20 protein-coding genes are annotated in these 19,900 nt (G+C 66.2%); 14 read left to right on the forward strand and 6 right to left on the reverse strand.

The features are described from left to right. The first annotated feature begins 164 nt into the window (after window positions 1-164). Together ACWDUN_RS24885 and ACWDUN_RS24890 are read left to right on the forward strand one after the other, a co-directional pair. The gene (locus ACWDUN_RS24885; protein ID WP_449932845.1) at window positions 165-1,337 is read left to right on the forward strand and encodes a CaiB/BaiF CoA transferase family protein; all 1,173 of its coding nucleotides are present in this window, start codon (window positions 165-167) and stop codon (window positions 1,335-1,337) included. Then, on the forward strand, window positions 1,337-2,113 hold the full coding sequence (locus tag ACWDUN_RS24890; RefSeq protein ID WP_449932846.1) for an enoyl-CoA hydratase/isomerase family protein: 777 nt from the start codon (window positions 1,337-1,339) through the stop codon (window positions 2,111-2,113). Before ACWDUN_RS24885 ends, ACWDUN_RS24890 begins: the two co-directional genes overlap by 1 nt. A 19-nt stretch (window positions 2,114-2,132) precedes the next feature. On the opposite strand, the gene ACWDUN_RS24895 is transcribed toward ACWDUN_RS24890, so the two are convergent. Further along, a complete protein-coding gene (locus ACWDUN_RS24895) occupies window positions 2,133-3,161 on the reverse strand; it encodes a LacI family DNA-binding transcriptional regulator (RefSeq protein WP_449932847.1) in 1,029 nt (342 codons plus the stop codon). A 942-nt stretch (window positions 3,162-4,103) separates the two neighbouring features. On the opposite strand from ACWDUN_RS24895, the gene ACWDUN_RS24900 reads away from it, so the two are divergent. Next, window positions 4,104-4,397 (forward strand): nitroreductase/quinone reductase family protein, encoded by a 294-nt coding sequence (locus tag ACWDUN_RS24900; protein WP_449932964.1) that lies wholly within the window; start codon window positions 4,104-4,106, stop codon window positions 4,395-4,397. Window positions 4,398-5,276: 879 nt separating this feature from the next. Beyond that, window positions 5,277-6,428 carry a flavin-containing monooxygenase gene (locus tag ACWDUN_RS24905; RefSeq protein ID WP_449932848.1) on the forward strand — a complete coding sequence of 384 codons (1,152 nt, stop codon included), beginning with the start codon at window positions 5,277-5,279 and terminating at the stop codon, window positions 6,426-6,428. On the opposite strand, the gene ACWDUN_RS24910 is transcribed toward ACWDUN_RS24905, so the two are convergent. From ACWDUN_RS24910 to ACWDUN_RS24920, 3 genes are all read right to left on the reverse strand, one after another. Next, a complete protein-coding gene (locus tag ACWDUN_RS24910) occupies window positions 6,407-7,309 on the reverse strand; it encodes an SDR family NAD(P)-dependent oxidoreductase (protein WP_449932850.1) in 903 nt (300 codons plus the stop codon). The genes ACWDUN_RS24905 and ACWDUN_RS24910 overlap by 22 nt on opposite strands. Further along, entirely contained in the window at window positions 7,309-8,673 is a 1,365-nt protein-coding gene (locus ACWDUN_RS24915) for an NAD-dependent epimerase/dehydratase family protein (protein WP_449932852.1), read from the reverse strand. Before ACWDUN_RS24915 ends, ACWDUN_RS24910 begins: the two co-directional genes overlap by 1 nt. A 66-nt stretch (window positions 8,674-8,739) precedes the next feature. Next, complete coding sequence (locus tag ACWDUN_RS24920) at window positions 8,740-9,204, reverse strand: SRPBCC family protein (protein WP_449932854.1); 465 nt, start codon at window positions 9,202-9,204, stop codon at window positions 8,740-8,742. 287 nt (window positions 9,205-9,491) lie between these two features. Here ACWDUN_RS24920 and ACWDUN_RS24925 point away from each other — a divergent pair, with 287 nt between their 5' ends. Both ACWDUN_RS24925 and ACWDUN_RS24930 read left to right on the forward strand, forming a co-directional pair. Next, window positions 9,492-10,151 carry a GntR family transcriptional regulator gene (locus ACWDUN_RS24925; RefSeq protein ID WP_449932856.1) on the forward strand — a complete coding sequence of 220 codons (660 nt, stop codon included), beginning with the start codon at window positions 9,492-9,494 and terminating at the stop codon, window positions 10,149-10,151. Beyond that, on the forward strand, window positions 10,148-10,612 hold the full coding sequence (locus ACWDUN_RS24930) for a RidA family protein (RefSeq protein WP_449932858.1): 465 nt from the start codon (window positions 10,148-10,150) through the stop codon (window positions 10,610-10,612). The genes ACWDUN_RS24925 and ACWDUN_RS24930 overlap by 4 nt, the downstream gene beginning before the upstream one ends. A gap of 6 nt (window positions 10,613-10,618) precedes the next feature. On the opposite strand, the gene ACWDUN_RS24935 is transcribed toward ACWDUN_RS24930, so the two are convergent. Further along, on the reverse strand, window positions 10,619-11,230 hold the full coding sequence (locus ACWDUN_RS24935) for an SRPBCC family protein (RefSeq protein WP_449932860.1): 612 nt from the start codon (window positions 11,228-11,230) through the stop codon (window positions 10,619-10,621). A 155-nt stretch (window positions 11,231-11,385) separates the two neighbouring features. Between ACWDUN_RS24935 and ACWDUN_RS24940 the strand changes: the two genes are divergently transcribed. Next, complete coding sequence (locus ACWDUN_RS24940; protein WP_449932862.1) at window positions 11,386-12,378, forward strand: LLM class flavin-dependent oxidoreductase; 993 nt, start codon at window positions 11,386-11,388, stop codon at window positions 12,376-12,378. Between the two features lie 55 nt (window positions 12,379-12,433). On the opposite strand, the gene ACWDUN_RS24945 is transcribed toward ACWDUN_RS24940, so the two are convergent. Continuing rightward, window positions 12,434-12,583: a hypothetical protein gene (locus ACWDUN_RS24945; RefSeq protein WP_449932864.1), complete on the reverse strand. Its 150-nt coding sequence runs from the start codon at window positions 12,581-12,583 to the stop codon at window positions 12,434-12,436. 156 nt (window positions 12,584-12,739) lie between these two features. Here ACWDUN_RS24945 and ACWDUN_RS24950 point away from each other — a divergent pair, with 156 nt between their 5' ends. The 7 genes from ACWDUN_RS24950 to ACWDUN_RS24980 all read left to right on the forward strand — a co-directional run bounded on the left by ACWDUN_RS24950 (window position 12,740) and on the right by ACWDUN_RS24980 (window position 19,896). After that, window positions 12,740-13,723: an ABC transporter substrate-binding protein gene (locus ACWDUN_RS24950; protein WP_449932866.1), complete on the forward strand. Its 984-nt coding sequence runs from the start codon at window positions 12,740-12,742 to the stop codon at window positions 13,721-13,723. Between the two features lie 67 nt (window positions 13,724-13,790). After that, complete coding sequence (locus tag ACWDUN_RS24955; protein WP_449932867.1) at window positions 13,791-14,570, forward strand: ABC transporter ATP-binding protein; 780 nt, start codon at window positions 13,791-13,793, stop codon at window positions 14,568-14,570. Further along, window positions 14,567-15,412 (forward strand): ABC transporter permease, encoded by an 846-nt coding sequence (locus ACWDUN_RS24960; RefSeq protein WP_449932869.1) that lies wholly within the window; start codon window positions 14,567-14,569, stop codon window positions 15,410-15,412. The genes ACWDUN_RS24955 and ACWDUN_RS24960 overlap by 4 nt, the downstream gene beginning before the upstream one ends. Next, window positions 15,409-16,200: an ABC transporter permease gene (locus ACWDUN_RS24965; RefSeq protein ID WP_449932870.1), complete on the forward strand. Its 792-nt coding sequence runs from the start codon at window positions 15,409-15,411 to the stop codon at window positions 16,198-16,200. The genes ACWDUN_RS24960 and ACWDUN_RS24965 overlap by 4 nt, the downstream gene beginning before the upstream one ends. Beyond that, window positions 16,197-18,530, forward strand: a complete 2,334-nt coding sequence (locus ACWDUN_RS24970; RefSeq protein ID WP_449932872.1) for a xanthine dehydrogenase family protein molybdopterin-binding subunit — start codon at window positions 16,197-16,199, stop codon at window positions 18,528-18,530. The genes ACWDUN_RS24965 and ACWDUN_RS24970 overlap by 4 nt, the downstream gene beginning before the upstream one ends. After that, window positions 18,527-19,411, forward strand: a complete 885-nt coding sequence (locus tag ACWDUN_RS24975) for an FAD binding domain-containing protein (protein ID WP_449932874.1) — start codon at window positions 18,527-18,529, stop codon at window positions 19,409-19,411. The genes ACWDUN_RS24970 and ACWDUN_RS24975 overlap by 4 nt, the downstream gene beginning before the upstream one ends. Then, complete coding sequence (locus tag ACWDUN_RS24980; RefSeq protein ID WP_449932876.1) at window positions 19,402-19,896, forward strand: (2Fe-2S)-binding protein; 495 nt, start codon at window positions 19,402-19,404, stop codon at window positions 19,894-19,896. The genes ACWDUN_RS24975 and ACWDUN_RS24980 overlap by 10 nt, the downstream gene beginning before the upstream one ends. The last annotated feature ends 4 nt before the right edge of the window (window positions 19,897-19,900 follow it).

A 19,900-nucleotide genomic window follows, 5' to 3' on the forward strand; every position in this document is an offset into this window, starting at 1 on the left:
CGTGTGTCCCAGGTCACGGCCGATTCAGTGAATCACGTGAAAAGCCTGAGAACAACCGATTGCGCAAAACTTGGCCAAGCTGTGGACAATCGATTGCTCATTTTGATTCAATGGCGCTGGGCGAACCGCGCCGCCCCATTTGGGGGTTCGATGAGGAGGCACCGATGGCCATGCTCGACGGGATACGCGTCGTTAGCTTTACGCACTTTCTTCAGGGGCCTTCGGCCACCCAGATGCTTGCCGATCTGGGCGCGCACGTCATCAAGGTCGAGCCGCCGACGGGTGCGTTCGAACGTTCATGGTCGGGCCCCGACGCCTACCTCAACGGAGAGAGCGTCTTTTTCTTACTGGGCAATCGGAACGTCGGCAGCCTCGTGGTCGATCTCAAGGACCCCGAATGGGTGGACGTCGTCATCCGTCTGCTCGACGAAGCCGACGTCCTGATCGAGAGCTTTCGCCCCGGAGTGATGGATCGGCTGGGCCTGGGTTGGGAGCGACTGCGCGACCGCAACCCACGATTGGTGTACTGCTCGTTGTCGGGCTATGGCAGCGACGGTCCCTACAAAGACCGGCCGGGCCAGGATGTGCTGTTGCAGTCCCTATCGGGAATCGCTGCCGCGACCGGTACTGCCGATGAGCCACCGACGCCGGTCGGTGCATCGGTGGTGGACCAGCACGGCGCAGTCCTTGGAGCGTTCGGCATCCTGGCGGCCCTCCATGGCCGGGAGCGTACCGGGCAAGGGGCACGGGTGGAGAGCAATCTGCTCAGCGCCGCGCTCGATCTCCAGATCGAACCGTTGTCTTACTTCCTCAACGGCTACCCCGGCAGGCGCAGCGTCAGCGGTGTGTCGTCGCCGTATTACAAGGCACCCTATGGCGTTTTCGCCACCGCAGACGGTCATCTCACGCTGTCGCTCAATGCGCTGACAGTGCTGGGCGCAGTCTTCGAGGACGACTGGTTCCTGAACATCGGCGAAGACATGTCGTATGACCGGCGCGAGGACGTCAACGAGCGGGTGGCAAAACACATGGCGCAGCGCACCACCGAGGACTGGACTGCGGTGTTCGCCGCGGCCGGGGTTTGGTTCGCGCCGGTGAACACATACGCTGACATCGTCGCGGACCCCCAGGTGCTGCACAACAAGTCGGTGATCGAAATCGATCATCCGAGGGCAGGTGCTGTCAAGCTCCTCGGACACCCGCTGATCTACGACGGCCAGCGTCCCGGAGTACGCAGCATGCCGCCCGAGCTGGGTAGCTCCAACCGAGCCATCCTTGCCGAATTGGGCTTTGACACAGCAGAAATCGATCGCCTTCAAGAAAAGGTGGGTAAGTGATGAACGAGACGCTGATCGCGGAGTCGGTGACCGTCGACGCAGATGTCGACGCCGGGATACTGCATCTGGTGTTGAACCGCCCTGAGAAACGCAACGCCTTCGACCTCGACATGGTTCGAAGTTTGACCAGAATCATCGACGGTCGCCCGCCCGGCATCCGGGTGATCGTGCTCAGCGGCGGCGCGTTCTTCTGTGCCGGAGCCGATATCGCTGTGTACGGCCGCGCTGATCAGGGTGAGATCGGTGAACTCACCCGTGCCGCTGGTGTTCTGGTGGAAACGATCGCCACGGTTCCGGTTCCCGTCATCGCCGCGGTGGAAGGGATGGCGCTCGGCGGCGGATTCGAAGTAGCGCTGGCTGCCGACCTCATCGTCGCGGGTGATACGGCCAAGTTCGGGCTCCCGGAGTTGTCCTTGGGGTTGGTGCCGGGATGGGGTGGCACGCAGCGGTTGACGGCTCAAGTGGGCGGTCGTAAAGCCAAGGAGATCATCATGCTTGGGAAGCGATTGCCGGCGGCGCAAGCATGCGAACTCGGCCTGGTGAACGAGGTTGTCCCGGCGGGCGCGTGCCGCGACCGCGCCCTGGAGTTGGCCGGGCAACTGGCGGGATCGTCGGCCTCGGCGCTGGCTGCCACCAAGGAGCTCGTCTCCGGCGCGGAGCGGGCGCTGGCCTACAGTGACGAACGCGCCACCTTGATGGAACTCTTCACCTCGGCTGACGGAATTGAGGGAGTGGCCGCCTTCGTTCAGAAGCGCCCCGCGCAGTTCGGACGATGAGCGCGAAACCACGGACCCGTCATGCAATCGGCGGGGCCGTGGTTTCCAGCACCACCAATTCGGGGGCAGGATCACCGACCACGACATCGGTGAGTGCGGCGCCACCGAGATGATCCAAGAGCATTGTCGCGGCGAGTTCGCCGAGCCGGTGCAGTGGCAACTTGACCGTCGTGATCGCGGGATACACCGTGCTGGAGACCCACGTCGTGTTGATGCCGACGATCGACAGGTCGTGCGGTACTCGCAGGCCCAGCCGCAAGGCGGTGAACAACGCGCCGACGGCAGCATTCACGCTGGCGACCACGACGGCGGTCGGACCGCCCGGTTTTCCCAATTCGACGTTGCGATGCAACTCTTTCAATGCCCGCGCGCCGGCGTCGGATTCCCATCCGGCGTCGATCACCCAGGCGGGGTCCGGCGCGAGACCGGCATCGGCCATCGCGGTCAAATGGCCGCTCTTGCGTCTGCGCGCAGTGTCGTGCGAGTGCGTGCCCGAGATGAACGCGATGCGTTGGTGGCCCAACCCGATCAGATGTTCGGTGGCCAGTGCTGCCCCGCGCTGATCCTCAAGGATCACTGACCCGGTCCGGCCCGGAAGTCGCGAGTTCACGGTGATGGCGGGCACGCCTGAATGCAGCACCGCGGCCAACATGGCGTCGTCGAAATCTTCCCGCCGCTGTATCAGCAGCCCGTCGACGCGACCTTCCCGGACCAGACGGGACAACTGTTGGGCACCCTCCGGTGGCGGATCGACTTGGCCGAGAAGCACGTCGGTGCCATGGCGGGCAGTCGCTTGTTGTACCCCTGCCAACATATCGGAGAACACCGCATTGTTGACATCAGGCACAATCAGACCAATTGCGCCGGAGCGAGATTGGCGCAACGCGCGGGCGCGGGCGTTCGGAACATAGTCGAGCTCGGCGGCGGCAGCCAAGATCCGGGCACGGGTGGCTTCGCTCATACGCGCCCTGGCATCGCCCGTCAGGGCCCGCGAGGCCACCGACTTCGAAACCCCCGCCGCCCGCGCCACGTCATCGAGGGTGCCCATGAGACACATCATAATTGTCTCGATCGCAGGGTCAGCAATTCGGCCTGCGGATGTCGGCTTCTTTCGCCGGCTCTTCGGCGGGTGTGAACGGACATGGCGTCAACGGTCGTGGTTCGCGGCTCGGAACTCGACTCCGAGCACGGCGGCGGGGTCGCGAATCCGCTGAATATCTGGCACTCGTAAGCGTTCGCCCACACACCTCAATCGCCTCGAATTGTCGCGAATTACGCTGGCCATGTCGACATTGTGGATGTGGCGGGTTTCTGGACCGCCGTAATACGTAGCCCCTCCGCCGAGCCGAGTGAGCGTCGCTACAAGCACCCTATCGACCTACCTTCGGCTCAAGAAGGACAGTCAGCAGGATGCGGCTGAACCCATCGCTGCACTCGCAGTGGTTGTGAGACAACGGCATCAGGCGGCGCCTTGCTCTGACGGAAGCGCTCTCTGGCCGGCCAAGCGCTGCGTCGCTCCAAGGGCAAGATCCAGCTTGGCCGCGGATGGTCCGTGTGACGGCCAGTTGACAACGAAAGCGCGCTGATCTCAGCGTCAAGGTTGGTTCGCCGCCGACCAGGATGATTCGAGCACCCTCTCAATCAAGCGAGGTCAGGTCTCAGGGGCGCCGGGACTGCGATTTGCGATACCTGCAACCCAGAGCAGATTTGCGAGATCCTGTCCTGCGAATCTTGCTTCAGCGTTCAGTCTGCCAGTGCAACGAGGATCAGTGTTTCACCGAACGCTCTGACTTGATCGCACACCTCGGCCACGGCTTCGGCGTCCGGATGCAGCTGTAGAATCACATCGTTGAACTCTGGATCGAGATCCGCCGACCGGGCGCCGATTCTGTATAGGCGTAAAGTTTCGCGAGAGAGCAGGTTATTCGTGGCGTTCGGTGGTCGGTTTCATCTCTTGGTCGCGGCAGTAAATTCTGCAGCACTGCGACTAATGCGTGCACCAATAGTAGACACCGTGCTCAACAGACGCATAGCGGCATTGAGCTACGTCGGTCGAAGATCAGGCAAGGCGTTCACTCTCCCAGTGGCATACCGCCAACGGGACGACATCGTGATCATCGATGTCGCGATGCCTGACCGGAAGAACTGGTGGCGTAACTTCGTCGCTGAGCCAGGACCGCTTCAGCTCCAGCTGCGCGGAGTTCACCGGACCGCGCAAGCCACCGCGGAACGGGATGTGACGGGCCGGGTGACCGTCACAGCGGTCTTGGATGAACTGGAGTAACACAGTGAATCAGGGTGATCCGCTGATCACCGCTTTCCTGCGCCAAGTAATCGCGCCGTCCGCTGGGCTCCTCGCCACGGTGCCTATCGCCCCACGACTGACGGCTCTTCGGTACAGCTGGCACGGTATTGCGTCTTCCCCGGATAGCGCCGGCCTTCTCTTACGGCTGATCCGACAGAGGTTCCGTGATACTTGAGACCACCGCGCGGGAGGAACCTGGAAGCGAGACGGTTGCGGGTGGCGGTGATACTCGGGGCCCGCTGTTGCTTAACGACGGCTGCACTCCCACTGCGAGTACACCTGGCGGTGACTTCGACGCAGCCAACCAACATCACCGCCTGGCGCCTGTATTGCCGGATAGGCGCGAAGGAAACGAATCCTTCAGTATTCTTCGCATAGTGGCGCTGCGGCGGCTCACCTTGCCCGCAGTGAGTCGATCACTGTCGCCTGTCGGTGAGCCGGGTGGCCCAAAGCCGGTGGAGTCGTGAGAGCACGCGGATTGGTGCCGGGTTTGGACTGCGCCCCGCAAACAGTTAGCCGTGCGCCGTGGGACGAAAGTGGGTCTGAAGCCCGACCAGCATCATCTCCACGCCGAGTAACTCGTCGCGAATGTGGCCATGGAGGAATCCAAAGAACAAGCGGCACGTCGTCGTGGACCACACACGCAGCTTGTCTGTCTTCCTCTGCTGGAAGCGCTGTCGTTATCTCGACTGTTCTAACCTTTCGCTGTCTGCATCTTTCCGGCGCGACCCCTTCAACTGCGTGCCACGAGTGCCCGAACGTCCGGACACGGCACCAGAGCGGGCATAGGTGTGAGTCCCGCGCCAGACGGGAATGGTTGTCCCGCGATGTGCGGGGGAGACGGGCGGAGGAGGCGGAGTGCGGGCACCGAGTGGAGTTGACGAGCGGGCGGTCGTCGTCGGCGCGGGCCCGTGCGGCTTGGCCGTGGCCCGTCAGTTGCTCCACCTGTGGGGGATCGACGCCCTGGTGCTCGACCGTGCACCCGAACCGGCGTCCTCGTGGCGGCGATTTCACGACGACTTCCGGTTGAACACGTGCGGCTACTGGTCGCATCTACCGGGTCAGCACATCCCCAGCCGCCACGGGCGGTGGCCATCGCGTGACGCCATGGTGGACTACTTCGACGACTATGTGCGGCGTCAGCGGCTGCGGCTGCGAATGGGTGCGGCGGTCGCGCGCATCGACCGCGACACAGCGGAATGGCGTCTGGACGCCGAGAGCGGAAGTATCACTGCCGCAACGGTAGTGGTGGCAACCGGCAACTATCACACGCCGCGCACTCCGTCGTGGCCCGGGGCCCGGGAGTTCACCGGCGAACTGCTGCATTCGGTCGACTATCACCGGGCGGATCCGTTCGTCGGGCGCGATGTTCTGGTCGTGGGTTCGGGTAATTCGGCCACCGACATCGCCGTGTGCCTCAGCGCCGCAGGGGCGGGCAGAGTACGGATGTCGGTGCGGACACCGCCGCATCTGGTGCCGCGGGCGATTGCCGGGGTCCCTGTCGACCTGTTCAGTGACGCCTTCGAGCGACTGCCCGTGGAGGTGCTCGACCGTGCCGCGGCGATGATGCGCGCACTCTGGTGGGGTGATCTGCAAGCGGAAGGCCTTCCGGCACCACGCAAAGGAATCTATCGGGCCTTGCTCGATGACACCCGCATCCCCACGCTGGGCGACGATCTGGTGCCGCGGGTCGAGGACGGCAGCATCGAGATAGTGGCTGCCGTCGCCTCCTTCGCCGGTGACAGCGTCCTGCTTGCCGACCGGACGACCGTGCGCCCTGATGTCGTCATCGCCGCCACGGGATATACCAAGGGTCTCGACGAGATGGTCGGCCACCTCGGCGTGCTCGATTCCGATGGAGATCCGGTGCGCAACGGAACACCCGCCGCTGCACCGGGATTGTGGTTCGCCGGGTACGACGAGCCTCTGGTGGGGCCGCTGCGGTCCTTCCGTCGAGGAGCTTCGGAATTGGCGGGCGCGGTGGCCGATCATCTGGAGAATTTGGTCTGAAGGGCCGCGGGCTGTGTTGGTCTGTCCGATCCGCGCACGTTACCGGCGGACTCCTCGGTCGGCTTCGAACTGAAGGAAGTCGCCTGCAGCAGTGGGGTGATGAGTGCGTCGAAGATCGACGGCAACAGTCGGTAGGCCGCGATCGCGGGACGGTTGAACCAGCCGATCTGGCGTTCGCTGGAGCGCCGTCGGTTGGTGGCCGCGACGATGGCCTTGGCGATGGTCGACGGCGCGTCGGCGGTGGGGGCGACCCGCGGCGTGCGGCCGAGATAGTTGCCCGCGCTGCCGTACACCTCGGTGTCCACTGGGCCCGGGTAGACGCCGTGGACGCGGATGCCACGCTGATGCCGGTTCTCCTGACGCAGCGCGCGGACCAGCCCGCTGATCGCGAACTTGCTCATCACGTAGGCGGATTGGAAGGGCACCGCGGTCACACCGAGAAGCGACCCGACGATGATGAGGTGTCCGGTGCCGCGCTGCTGGAAGTGGACCAGCGCCGCCCGCGCTACGTTCACCGCACCGAGCACGTTGGTGCGGATGACGGCGTCGAAGACGTCGATCGGGAGATCCTCGAAGCGGCCGAAGGCGGTGATCGCCGCGCACTGCGCGGCGACGTCGACGTGGCCGTAGGTGGCGACGGCGGTGTCGAACAGGTCGCGCACCTGGTCGGCGTCGGAGATGTCGGTGGGCTGCACGATCACATCGGTGGCCCCGGCTGCGGCGCACCCCTCGGCGACCCGGTTCAGCGCATCCTCCGAGCGCGACGCCAACACCAGGTTGGCCCGCCGGCACGCATAGGCCAGCGCGGTCTCCCGACCGATGCCGCTGGAGGCGCCGACGATGACGACGACCTGTCGACCGTTGGAGACCTCGGCGGTCATCAGTGGTTCCTGCGGCGCTCGGCGAGGGCGAAGACGCCCAAGAGGACCGTGGCGATCACGGGTGCCCAGCCCCCTCGGCGGGTGGCCAGCACGGCGGCGCCGACGGCGGGTGGGGCAAGCAGCGCCACCGGGTCGCGGCGGCGCTGGGCCAGCCTGTCGAGTGCTGCGGGTGTTCCGGCGGCAAGATTGGTGCCGATGACGGCGGCTTCGGGCCACCCCGCGCGGCCCAGCCCCAGAGCTCGCGCCGCGGTCAACGCCAACCAGAGCGTCAGTGAAGCGTCGTGCAGCGCGTCGACTGCCGTGCGTTTCGTCATGCTCGTCCCGTCGTCGTATCCCAGTGCGGCGCTGAATCCGACGGCGCCGTCGGCGAGTCCGTCGATCATTTCCCGTGCGCTGTCGGTGGAGGAACGCGTGGGTGCCCAACCGGTTTCGGTGCGCAATTTGGTGGTGTCCATCAACGGTGTGTTGGTTGCGACGTCGTACCAGCCGGGCGTCACGGCGATCAGGTGCAAGCTGTTCAGTACGACGACGAGGCGCCGCACGAATGCCGCGTCGATGCCGATCGGCCGTCCACCCACGAGTGCCGCCAACCCTGCAGCGTCCAAAGGGTCGGCGGCGACGTTGTACGCGCCCACCGAGCGGCAGCGCATGAGGCGCACCACCGCCTCGCCGACGTCGTCGGTGTGGACGAATTGCAGTGCAAGGCCCTTCGGCAGCGGAAGCACCGGAAATGACCTGCGCTGCATCATTTTCAGCACGAATGCCGGCAGCAGCGGGCCGAGGTAGAGCCTGCGGACCATCGACGCGGTCTCACGCTGTGCCACGAGCGTCGGCCGGAACCGGCTGATGACGACGTCGGGGTGGGCCTGCTCGTAGTCGTCGAGGATGGCCTCGACCATCACCTTGTGGCGGCTGTACGGCGATGTCGGTTGACCGGTGGGCGGGTAGGTTTCCGGGACATGCGTGCGCGGTCCCGGTGCGTAGACGCCGAGACTGGACGCGTAGACGAGGTGCTCGATGCCGGCGTCGGTCATTGCGCGCAAAACGGACTGTGTGCCAACGACGTTGGCCCGGTACAGATAATCGTTGTCGTGCACCGGGTAGAGGGCGAGCGCGAGGTGGATGACGACGTCGGCACCGGACATCGCGGGTGCGAGGCGTTCGGCGGCGTCGGATTCGGCGAGGTCGACCGTGTGCCAGTGCACGGGCGCATACAGCTCACCGACGGTCGGAGGTCGTCGGCACACGCCGACGACCTCCGCCTCCGGGATGTGCCGTGCGAGGGCGCGCAGCACGCCACTGCCGACGTTGCCCGACGCGCCGGTGACGACGATGCGCCGCGGTGCCGTCACCGGTTCATTCATGCCGCGGTGATACCCGGGTTCCGGCGGGGCAAACGACCCACGAGCGGGTCGTCGCCCGCCGCGTGGTCAGGGTTGGTCGGGTCGGCTGACATCGCCGCGCCAGGCGCCGGTCTCGGCCGGTTGTTCCTCGATGAACTTCTTGAAGCGTTCGAGATCACCGTTGACCCGCGCCTTCAGGATCCCGAGCTTGTCAGCGGCGTTTTCCAGGAAGCCGTCGGGGTCGACATCGATCTGAGTGGTGACGCGGGTGGTGGAGTCGTCGAGGCGATGAAAGGTGACCACCCCGGCATGTTCGGGCCCGCTGTCGGATTTCCAGGCCACCCGTTCTTCCGGGTGCTGCTCGGTGATCGTCGCGTCGAACTCGCGCACGGAGGGGCCTACTTTGACCCGCCAGTGCAAATGCGTGTCGTCGCGTTGCTCGATCTGCTCGACACCCTCCATGAAGTGCGGGAAAGACTCGAACTGTGTCCACTGGTTGTACACGGTGGAGATGGGTCGATCGACATCTATCGATGCAGTCGTGGTGCTCATGATGGCTCCTTTCGAATTGAGTCCGTCATGGAGGCAATACCCGCGATGTGCCGACCGAATCCCGTATTGATCACCCCGCCGCAATACGCAGTGCGCTCGTAGTCGAGGTCACGTCGTCGTATGTCGGCTTCAGGAATGAAGCGATATGGCGACGGTCGGCAGGCGTGTATCGCATAGAGTATCCAATCACCGGAAAAAGGGGGTTTCGCATGGCGACAAGAGCAGATGTTCAGCCAGCGCCGCGCCGTCGCGGCGGCCGGCAGTCGCACGAGCCCAGAGCGGGCTTTGTGCGACCCAAGACTGCGCAGCAGGCCGTGGTCGAGGTGTTGCGCAACGACATCACGTCCGGGCGGTTGGCGCCCGGTACCCCGATCGTCCAGGAGGCGCTGGCCGAACAACTCGGCATGTCGCGCATCCCGATCCGGGAGGCGCTCAAGAGCCTGGAAGCCGAGGAATACGTCACTTACGAACCGCACAGCGGATATCGGGTGGTCAAGCTCGGACTCGCGGAGTTGACCGAGGTCTTCCGGCTGCGTGCGCTGTTGGAAGAGGAGCTGATCCGCGACGCCATGAGCACCCCCGTCGCCCCGGAGATCATCGCCGAAATGCGGCTGCTGATGGCCGAGATGGATCGCGCCGTGGCCGATGACGACATGGTGGCCGTGGGTGTCGCCAACCGGCAGTTCCACTACCTGACCTTTGAGCAGAGCGATCTGTCGCGGACCAAGCGAATCGTCAATCAGCTGTGGAACATGGCCGATCCGTATCGACCGCTGTACGCCGACCTGTTGGATCTGCGGAAGGTGAACTGCGAGCACGTGTTGATCACCGAAGCGATGGCCGAGGGCGACGTTGACAGGGTGATCGCGCTCAATCATCAGCACCGGTCGCACTCCATCGACCACCTCAAACGTGTGCTCGGTGCCGACGACCAGCCGGCCCCGTGACATCCCTTCGACAACGGCTCGCCGAACTCGGCCTGACCATCCCGGCCGCGCCGGCGCCCAGGGGGGCGTACTACCCGACCAGATTGCACGACGGGCAACTGTGGGTCTCCGGCGCCACAGCACGGACGAACGCCGGGCCAGGCCTGGCGGGTGTGGTCGGTGACGACGTGTCCGCATCAGATGCCAAGGCACAAGCCGGGATTGCCGCACTCAATCTGTTGGGGGCGATCGATACCGCGGTGGGCCTGGAGTCGGTGACCGCGGTGCTGCATCTGCGCGGTTATGTCCGTGCGGTGCCCGACTTCGCGGCGCAGCCTGGCGTCATCGACGGCGCCTCGGAGCTGTTGCTGGCCGTTTTCGGCGAGGACGTCGGTGCCCACGCGCGTACGGCGATCGGCGTGGCATCCCTGCCTGGCGGTGCCTGCGTGGAGCTTGAACTCGTTGCGGCAGTAGCTGATTGATTCCGGTCAGCGGATTGCGTACACGGCCCGGCCGACGGCCAGGCCGAGTGCGACACCGGCCAGCGCGGTGACGCCCAGGTGCGCGAATCTGCTCGGCGGCAGCGCGATGCCGCCACGGGCGGGCAAGGCGCCGACCGCGGGCATGCCGCCCGGGGTGCCGCCGCCGGCGGATTCCTCGGCCGCGATCAACGAATTGAGCCGACCTACAAATTGTTTGATGATGCGGTTGCTGACCTGGGAGATCACCCCGCTGCCGAACTGGGCGATCTTGCCGCCGAGGTCCAGATCGGTGGTGACGACCACCACGGTGCGGCCGGATTCCTCGTGAGCCGCGATGGAGATGGTGGCTTCGGCCGAACCCTGCCCCTTGCGGTCCCGGGCCGCACCACGCACCACCATGGTGTGTGCAGCGTCGTCCTGACCGACCAGGGTCGCCTGGCCCTGCAGGGTCAATCCGACCGGCCCCACCTTGACCGCCACCTTGCCGACGAAGTCCGCGCCGTCCACGGACTCGATCTCCGCGCCCGGGATGCAGGAGGCCATCCGGGGGATGTCGGTCAGTATCGCCCACGCAGAATCGAGGGATGCATCGACGGTGAACTCGTTGACGAGTCGCATGGCTTTCTCCTCGGTGACCAGGGGGTTTCGATCCAGAAAACACAATCTTCCAGTTACCCTGCGAGCTGATTGGATCCGATATACAGTATCACCCAACGGACGGCCCGAGCAGGCCGATTGCACCCCCCAGAGTGCCGAAGAGAGGCTATTAAAAGGTGTTGAGTAAAGGTGTCGGACTGTTTCCCACCGAACCGGTGGGAGCGATGTGCGATTACGTCCGATTGAGTGAGCAACTCGGCTACGACAACGTCTGGTTCGGCGATTCCCAGAACATTTGGCGCGAATCGTCGACGGTGATGGGCGCTGCCGCGGTAGGCACCTCTCGCATCGTGTTTGGCACCGGGGTGACCAACGCAGTGACCCGCCACCCGTCGCTGTTGGCCTCGTCATGGGCAACCCTGGCCGAATTCACCGGTGGCCGTGTGGCATTGGGGATCGGAACGGGTGACTCCTCGCTACGCACCATGGGCCTCAAGCCGCAGAAGCTCGCCGAACTCGAGGAATCGATCACCCAGCTGCGCACGTTGTTCCGCGGCGAGAAGGCCGTCGAGCCCACCAGCGGCGCCGAGTTCCACCTGAACTACCTCAACGGGCCGGTGGACATCCCGATCTACATCGCGGCGTCGGCGCCCAAGATCCTGCAGATGTCCGGGCGGATCGCCGATGGTGTCATCGTCCTGGTCGGTACCGCTCCGCATTTCATCGAGGCCGCACTGGCCACCATCGCGAAGGGCGCCAGGGAATCCGGCCGCACCCTCGATGACCTACACATCGTGCTGTGGACCCCGACCGCGATCGGACCCGACCGCACCGAAGCACGAGACCTGGTGCGCGCACACGTGTCCCGAGTGGCCATCCGCCCGCTCCCGGCGAAGGTCGATCCGGCGCTCGAAGCGGCCATCGACCGGATCCGCGAGTCGTATGACTACTACCATCACATGGACACCGAGGCCTCCCATGCCGACCTCGTGCCCGACGAACTGGTCGACCTGTTCGCGCTGGCGGGAACCCCCGACGAGTGTGCCCAACGGCTCAAGGAGATTGAATCACTTGGAGTGAACCAGGTTTCGATCGTCCCGTTCGTCCGCCCGGGACAGAGTAGGGAACCCACCATCCGCGCCTTCGCCGACATCGTGGCGGGGCTCTAGCGATGACGGTCGGCGCAACCTCCCTACCCCCGGAGCGATTTCCCTCGCCCGGGAGTCAGGTGCCGGGCGCGCCGCCACCGTTGAAACGCGCACTCACGTCCGCCGACGGAGTCGCGGCCGCGCCACCGCAGGTGGTGATCCCGCCGGCGGCCACATCCGCCAACGGCGAATCGGCCGCAAACCCGGCGATGCCGGGTCTTTTCACCGCCGCCGCAGCGATGACCGGCGTCGCCGTCGGCCTGGAAATCGCCCGATGCCTCGGACGCAGACAACGCCGGACCCGATCACGTAGATAGCCCGTCGCACACATCCCCACCCCATCTGGACCCGAATTCACCGAGAACCCACCTGGAGGTCGTCAATGTCCCTCGTCAAGAAATGCGCCGCGGTGAGCATCGCCGCGCTTCTCACCATCGGTACGGCGGCCTGCGCCGACGAGTCCGCCGGCCCCGAAGGGGAATCCGGCACCAACACGCTCAGCATCTCGGCGACCGGCGTCGACAGCCTGCCGTTCATGGCGATCCTGCAGGTCGGTATCGACAAGGGCTGGTTCAAGGAGAAGGGTCTGGAGGTCGACCTGTTCTCCGGTGGCGGTGGCGGCAACACGATGCGCGTGGTCACCAGCGGTGACGCCGACCTCGCCATCGCTGGTAACACCTCGGTGCTGCTGGCCGCACAGCAGCCCAGTTCGAACCTGACCGTCATCGCTCCGTGGTTCCAGCTCAACGACTTTGCCTGGATCGCCCCGCCGGGACGCACCCTGGACAACGCGGTACTGGGCTTCAGCTCCGCCGGTTCCTCCACCGAGCTTCTGGTCAAGGCGCTGGAGAAGGATCTCGGTGTCCGCGCCCAGGCGGTCGGCGGCATGGGGGACAACTGGACGGCGGCCAAGGCCGACCAGATCACCGCCGGGTGGGCCATGCAGCCCTTCATCGCGGCCAAGCAGACCGAGGAGAACGCCGAGGTCCTCGTCGAATCGCGGGATATCCTCGGCGATCTCCCCGCCGATCTGGTTGCAGTGAACAATGATTACGCCGAGGCCAACCCGGACAATCTGCGGGCCTTCTTCGAGGTCGCCGATCGGCTCAACGAATGGCTGGTCGCCGAACCCGACGCCGCCGCGGCCGAGCTCGCACCGCTGGTCGGTGTCAGCGAAGAGGTGATGAAGGCGTCGTTCGCGGCCACCCCGGATCTGGCCAAGGGGTATTCACTGACCGTCGACAAGGACGGTCTGACCAATCTCTCCGAACTGATGGTGGGCGCCGGCCAGATCTCCGAGCCGGTCGACTGGGCCACCGTCCTGGACCAGCAGTATCTGCCAGAGGACGCCCGCGCCACCTTCTGACCCGGCCAGACCGCCACCGAAGATCCCGCACGATCGGAGAAAGCACATGACGCCGCAAGGCATTGAGATGGACAACGTTTCGGTTGTCTTCGACAGTCCGTCCGGCACGGTCACGGCCGTCAAGTCCGTCACCGAACACGTACCGCACGCCAGCTTCGTGTCGATCGTCGGGCCCAGCGGTTGTGGCAAATCGACACTGCTCGCGGTCATCTCTGGGCTCCAGAAGGCCTCGTCGGGCACGGTCAGCGTCGCGGGCAAACCGGTGACCGGGCCGGACCCCAAGATCGGGGTGGTCTTCCAGGAGGACTCGACGCTGCCGTGGCGGACGGTCGAGGAGAACGTCCGCTTCGCGATGCAGATGATCGGCGTCGACAAGGCCGAGCAGCGCAAACGGACCAAGGACGCCATCGAGCTGGTCGGCCTCGCCGGATTCGAAAAGTCCTACCCCTCCCAGCTTTCCGGCGGGATGCGCCAGCGGGTCGCGCTGGCCCGGACCCTGGCGGTACAGCCCGAGGTGGTCCTCATGGACGAGCCGTTCGCGGCCCTGGATCAGCAGACCCGGCTGTTCCTCGGTGCGGAGGTCCGCCAGATCTGGGCGCGCACCAACCAGACCATCGTGTTCGTCACCCACGACATCTCCGAGGCGATCCTGCTGTCCCAGCAGGTCTGGGTGATGTCCTACCGGCCCGGCACCATCATCGACGTCGTCGACATCGACCTGCCCGAGAACCGCGACGCGAGTGTGGTGTCGACTCCGCAGTTCAACGACCTGCACAACCGGATATGGGGCTCGCTGCAGGCCGAGTCGATGCGCGGGTTCAAGCAGCAAGAGGCCGCGGCGACATGACGACCTCCTATCTGGCCGAGGACGACCTGCCGGCCGAGACGAAGCCGACGCATCAGCCGACACCCACACCGGCGAGGCGCAGGCTCAGCAAGGGCGCGGTCAGTGTGCTGTCCACCGCCGGTCTGGTCGTGCTGTTCTTCGTGATCTGCGAGGTCGGCGCCAAGACCGGAATCTGGGACGACAGCGTGCTGCCCGCCCCGACGACGATTCTCGCCGAACTGGGCAGCCAGATGGCGCTGCCGCAGTTCTGGGAGGACGCCCGCCGCACCGGTATCGAGGTCGCGGTGTCACTGGTGTTCGGTGCCCTGCTCGGACTGGGCGCGGGTCTGCTGTTCTGGAAGCTCCCGTATGTCGGTCGGATCTTCGAGCCGTATCTGGTGTCCTTCTACGCCGTACCGCTGGTGTTGTTCTACCCGGTGATGATCGTGCTGGTCGGGATCAACGCCACCTCGGTGATCATCCTGGCCACGATCATGGCGGCAATCCCCATGGCGCTCAACACCACCGTGGGCCTCAAGGGTATGCGCCCGGTGTACATGAAACTGGCCCGGTCGCTCAACGCCTCACCGCGCCAGGTGCTGTTCTCCGTCGCGATCCCGGCCGCCGGCCCGTTCATCGTCGCGGGTCTGCGACTGGCGGTGGTGTACGCGCTCATTGGCACCATCGCCATGGAGTTCACCACCGCCCAAGCGGGGCTCGGGTACCGGATCCGTTATCTCTACGAGACTTTCGACAACATCGCGATGTTCGCCTACATCGTGGTCGTACTGATGCTGTCGTGTCTGCTCACCGTGCTGCTGGCACTGGTCGAGCGGGTACTGCTGCGAGGGAGGACCCAGTGACTTCGACCCTGCCCACCGCGACGGTGCCCGCCCCGGGTGCACGCACACCGCGTCGGATGCGGTCCATTCTCCAGGGACAGCTGTTCGGCTCCATCGCGCTGGCCGCGCTGATGGTCGTCATCTGGGAAGTGGTGTCCGGACTGACCTTCGTCATCCCGTCCCCGGCGGCCACCTTCGCGGTGCTGGTGTCGAACCTGACCGACCCCAGTTACCTGTTCGACATGCAGGTCACCGCCCAGGCCGTCGTCCTGGCCTTCGCCATCGGCACGGCCATCGGCGGATCGCTGGGGCTGCTGCTCGGGCTGTCGGAGAAACTGCGGCTGATCTTCGAGCCGCTGCTCATCATGCTCAACGGCATCCCCAAGATCGTGCTGTATCCGATTCTGCTGCCGATCTTCTCGCTGTCGGGATCCAAGGTCGTCATGGGTGTGCTGTTCGCCCTGTTCCCGGTGCTGATCAACGTCTCCACCGGTGTGCAGGAGATCCCTCGGGTGTACTGGAAGCTCGCCCGGTCGGTGCAGGCAAACGCCTGGCAGCGGTTGGTGCACATCATCTTCCCCGCGATCCGGCGCCCGCTGCTGACCGGCATCCGGCTGGCCGTCAGCCTCGCGGTGGTCGGCGTGGTGCTCTCGGAGTTCTTCGCGACCCGACGCGGTCTGGGCAGAGTGGTGTTGCAGTCCTACAGTCACGGCGAGTATCCGTCCATGGTGGCCACCATCATGCTGTTGATCACCGTGTCCTTCGCAATATCGATCGCACTGTGGCAGTGGGAGAAGCGGATCCATTGAGCGCGCACGAACCGACCGCCGGTTACATCGGGCAGTCCGTTCCGCGGCGTGAGGACCAACGGCTGCTGGCCGGTCGCGGCCGATTTCTGGCCGACCACGCCGACGGTGCCCACCACGTGGTCTTCCTGCGATCAACCGAACCGCACGCGGTCATCGAGTCGATCGATGCGGACGGTGCCCGGCAGCTGCCGGGGGTACTCGGTGTGTGGACCGCCGCCGACCTCGGCATCGCCGGCACGCCGATACCCCTGCTGACCCGCCCGGAAGCGGAGTTCAGCGCCGCGACCGACTGCGTGCTGGCCGAGCAACGATTACCGATCCTGGCCGATGAGCGGGTGCATTACATCGGCCAACCCATCGCGGTCATCGTGGCCGAGGACCGCTACCGGGCCGAGGATGCGTTGGAAGCCATCGACATCGAGTACGCACCGCTACCGCCGGTGACCGACGCCGAGGACGCGCTCGGCGCCGACAGCCCGGTGCTCTTCGCACACCTGGGCAGCAACGAGGCGGCCCGGTTGGCGTTCACCTTCGGTGCAGTCGAGGACGCGGTCTCCCGTGCCCACCGGGTGGTCGAGGGCAGCTACCGGATGGGCCGCCACGGCGCGGTGCCGTTGGAGTGCCGCGGTGTGCGCGCCGAGTACGAACCGCGCCGTGGGCGACTCGAACTCATCACCTCGACCCAGGTGCCGCACATGGTGCGCAAGGCCATCTGCGGGGTGACCGGGTGGTCAGCCCAGGACGTCAAGGTCGTCGTCCCCGATGTGGGCGGCGGTTTCGGCACCAAGGCCAACGTCTACAGCGAGGAGATCGTGCTCGCGGTGCTGGCCCGGCAGACCGGTCACCGGCTGATCTGGGTGGAGGACCGCCAGGAGCATCTCGCGGCCAGCGCCCAAGGGCGCGACCAGGTGCACCGGACCCGGTTGGCGGTCGACCGGGACGGCCGGATCCTGGCCTGGGAGGACGATTTCGTCGTCGACATCGGCGCCGGCAGCCTGTGGGTGGCCGGAATCGTCGCCAACACCGCCATCCACCTGCTCGGGCCCTACCGCGTGCCGGCCGCCCGGATCTCGGGACGCGCGGCGTTGACCAACAAGACCCTGGTCGCGCAGTACCGCGGTGCCGGTCGGCCCGAGGCCACGTTCGCGCTCGAGCGCAGCCTCGACGCGGCCGCGCGTGAGCTGGGGATCGGCACCGCCGAGATCCGACGGCGAAACCTGTTGACCGACAAGGACCTGCCGTACGCGCGGCCCATCCCGTACCGCGACGGCGTGCCGATCTCCTACGACGGGGCCGACTACCTGGCCTGCCTGGACGCGGTGCTGGAGGCAGTGCCACCGTCCGAAATGGACGACATCGCCGCCGAGTATCCCGATCACCGGATCGGGTACGGGCTGTCGAGTTACCTGGAGGCCACCGGTCGCGGGCCGCACGAGACGGCGCGGATCAGGTTGCTGCCCGACGGGGGACTGGAGGTGACGGCCGGGGCCGCCAGCGCGGGGCAGGCCCACGAAACCGTCTTCGCCCAGGTCGCCGCCGACGCCTTGCACGTACCGCTGGAGCTGGTGCGCTACGTGCCGGCCGATACCGAGCGGCTGCCCGAAGGTGTCGGCACCTTCGCCAGCCGCTCGGCGATTCTGGCCGGCTCGGCCATCCACCGGGCTGCCGGTGACCTCATCGAACTGGCCCGCGCCCGCGCGGCGTCGGTGCTGGGCGCGACGGCACCCGCCGAGTATGCCGACGGCGTCTTCACCGCGGGCGACCGCAGTCTGGGATGGCCGGAGTTGGCCGGGTCCCAGTCGGTGGGGGGAAGCCAGGAAGGCGGCGGTGCCATCGACGTCACGGCCGTCTTCCGTCCCGCCACCGTCACCTGGACCATGGGTGTGCACGCGGTCATCCTCGGCGTGCACCGCCGCACCGGCATCGTGACCGTGCTGCGGTACGCGGTGGCACACGAGGGCGGCCGGGAGATCAATCCGAAGGTGGTGGAGGGCCAGATCATCGGCGGAGTCGCCCAGGGCGTCGGGGGTGCGCTGTTCGAGCAGTGGAACTATTCGGCCGCCGGACATCCGCTGTCGACCACGTTCGCCGCTTACCACCTGCCGCTGTCCACCGATGTGCCGCGGGTCGCGGTGCGTCACCTGCATGTCGACACACCGGTCAATCCGATCGGTGTGCGCGGGGCGGGAGAGAGCGGCACCATCGCGGTCTACGCCGCGGTGGCCTCCGCCGTCGACGACGCGGTGGGCGGCGGATTCCATGCGTCGAGCACACCAATCGACACCGGCGCGTTGTGGCGCGCCCTGCGCACACAGCGAGCCGTCGCATGAAGCCGGCCGAGTTTGCCTACGTGCGGCCCGAATCGGTCGCCGAGGCACTGGACACGCTGGCCCGCCACCCCGATGCCAAGCTGCTCGCCGGCGGACAGTCGCTGCTGACGCTGATGAATCTGCGGCTGGCCCGGCCCTCGGTGGTGATCGATATCGGCGGGTTGGTCGAACTGACCCGGATCTTCGATGACACCGATGATCTGGTCCTCGGCGCGCTCGTCACGCACCGCACGGTCGAGACCGACCCACTGATCGCCGCCCGCGCACCGTTGCTCGCCGACGCCGCGCGCTACATCGGGCACATCGGGATCCGTAACCGTGGCACGATCGGCGGCTCGCTCGCCCACGCCGATCCCGCCGCGGAGATGCCGCTGGCCGCTGTAGTGCTGGGCGCCCGTTGCCATGTCGAATCACTGCGGGGCGGTCGCCGGACGGTCACGGCGGAGGACATGTTCGTGTCCTTCTACACGAACTCGCTGGAGCCCGACGAGATGCTGACCTGGATCTCGATACCCGCGATCCGGCCCGATCAGGGCTGGGGCTTCGTCGAATACGCCCACCAGCACGGCGATTACGGCCTTGCCGGGGCCGGTGTGGTGATGACCGTCGGTGGTGACGGCAGGATCGGCGACATCAGGGCCGCGGTGCTGAATGCCGCTGACCGGCCGTTGCTGTTCACCGGCGGTGATGCGGTGGGCGAGCACCCGGGTCCGGCGCTGTGGGAACACGTGGCCGCCACCTGGGCGGCGGCCACCCAACCCTCGGCCGACGACGCGGCCTACGCCCGGCATCTGTGCGCGGAGGCCCTGACCGAATCGATGGCCACGGCGGCGCGCCGGGCGACCGAGCACTTCGACACAACGACAGGACGGTGGCAGTGAACGGTTCGGCGAATGTGGCGATCGCGGTCACCGTCAACGGCCGGGTGTTCGAACGCACCGTGCCGGCACGGATGATGCTGGCCGACTTCCTGCGCGACGAGATCGGGTTGACCGGAACGCATCTGGGATGTGAGCACGGGGTGTGCGGCGCGTGCTCGGTGTTCGTCGACGGGCGCAGTGCCCGGGCCTGCCTGACGCTGGCGGTGCAGGTCGACGGGCACACCGTCACCACGGTGGAGGGACTCGACGAATTCGAGGAGGCACCCCGACTGCGTGACTGCTTCGCCAGGCAGCGCGGTCTGCAATGCGGTTTCTGCACACCGGGATTCCTGGTCACCGCCGTCGAACTGCTCCGCGACACCGACCGGGAGAAGCCATTGACCGAGGACGGTGTCCGGGAAGCGCTGTCGGGCAACATCTGTCGGTGCACCGGGTACCAGAGCATCGTCGACGCCGTGCTGGAGGCCGCCGAGGTGCACGAGTAGCCCC

This window comes from Mycobacterium sp. NPDC003323, from assembly GCF_053589535.1.

Coding starts and splice junctions, on each gene's coding strand:
- ACWDUN_RS24950 (WP_449932866.1), top strand. CDS start 12,740: ATGTCCCTCGTCAAGAAATGCGCCGCGGTGAGCATCGCCGCGCTTCTC.
- ACWDUN_RS24915 (WP_449932852.1), bottom strand. CDS start 8,673: ATGAATGAACCGGTGACGGCACCGCGGCGCATCGTCGTCACCGGCGCG.
- ACWDUN_RS24885 (WP_449932845.1), top strand. CDS start 165: ATGGCCATGCTCGACGGGATACGCGTCGTTAGCTTTACGCACTTTCTT.
- ACWDUN_RS24975 (WP_449932874.1), top strand. CDS start 18,527: ATGAAGCCGGCCGAGTTTGCCTACGTGCGGCCCGAATCGGTCGCCGAG.
- ACWDUN_RS24890 (WP_449932846.1), top strand. CDS start 1,337: ATGAACGAGACGCTGATCGCGGAGTCGGTGACCGTCGACGCAGATGTC.
- ACWDUN_RS24955 (WP_449932867.1), top strand. CDS start 13,791: ATGGACAACGTTTCGGTTGTCTTCGACAGTCCGTCCGGCACGGTCACG.
- ACWDUN_RS24960 (WP_449932869.1), top strand. CDS start 14,567: ATGACGACCTCCTATCTGGCCGAGGACGACCTGCCGGCCGAGACGAAG.
- ACWDUN_RS24900 (WP_449932964.1), top strand. CDS start 4,104: ATGCGTGCACCAATAGTAGACACCGTGCTCAACAGACGCATAGCGGCA.
- ACWDUN_RS24920 (WP_449932854.1), bottom strand. CDS start 9,204: ATGAGCACCACGACTGCATCGATAGATGTCGATCGACCCATCTCCACC.
- ACWDUN_RS24910 (WP_449932850.1), bottom strand. CDS start 7,309: ATGACCGCCGAGGTCTCCAACGGTCGACAGGTCGTCGTCATCGTCGGC.
- ACWDUN_RS24895 (WP_449932847.1), bottom strand. CDS start 3,161: ATGGGCACCCTCGATGACGTGGCGCGGGCGGCGGGGGTTTCGAAGTCG.
- ACWDUN_RS24935 (WP_449932860.1), bottom strand. CDS start 11,230: ATGCGACTCGTCAACGAGTTCACCGTCGATGCATCCCTCGATTCTGCG.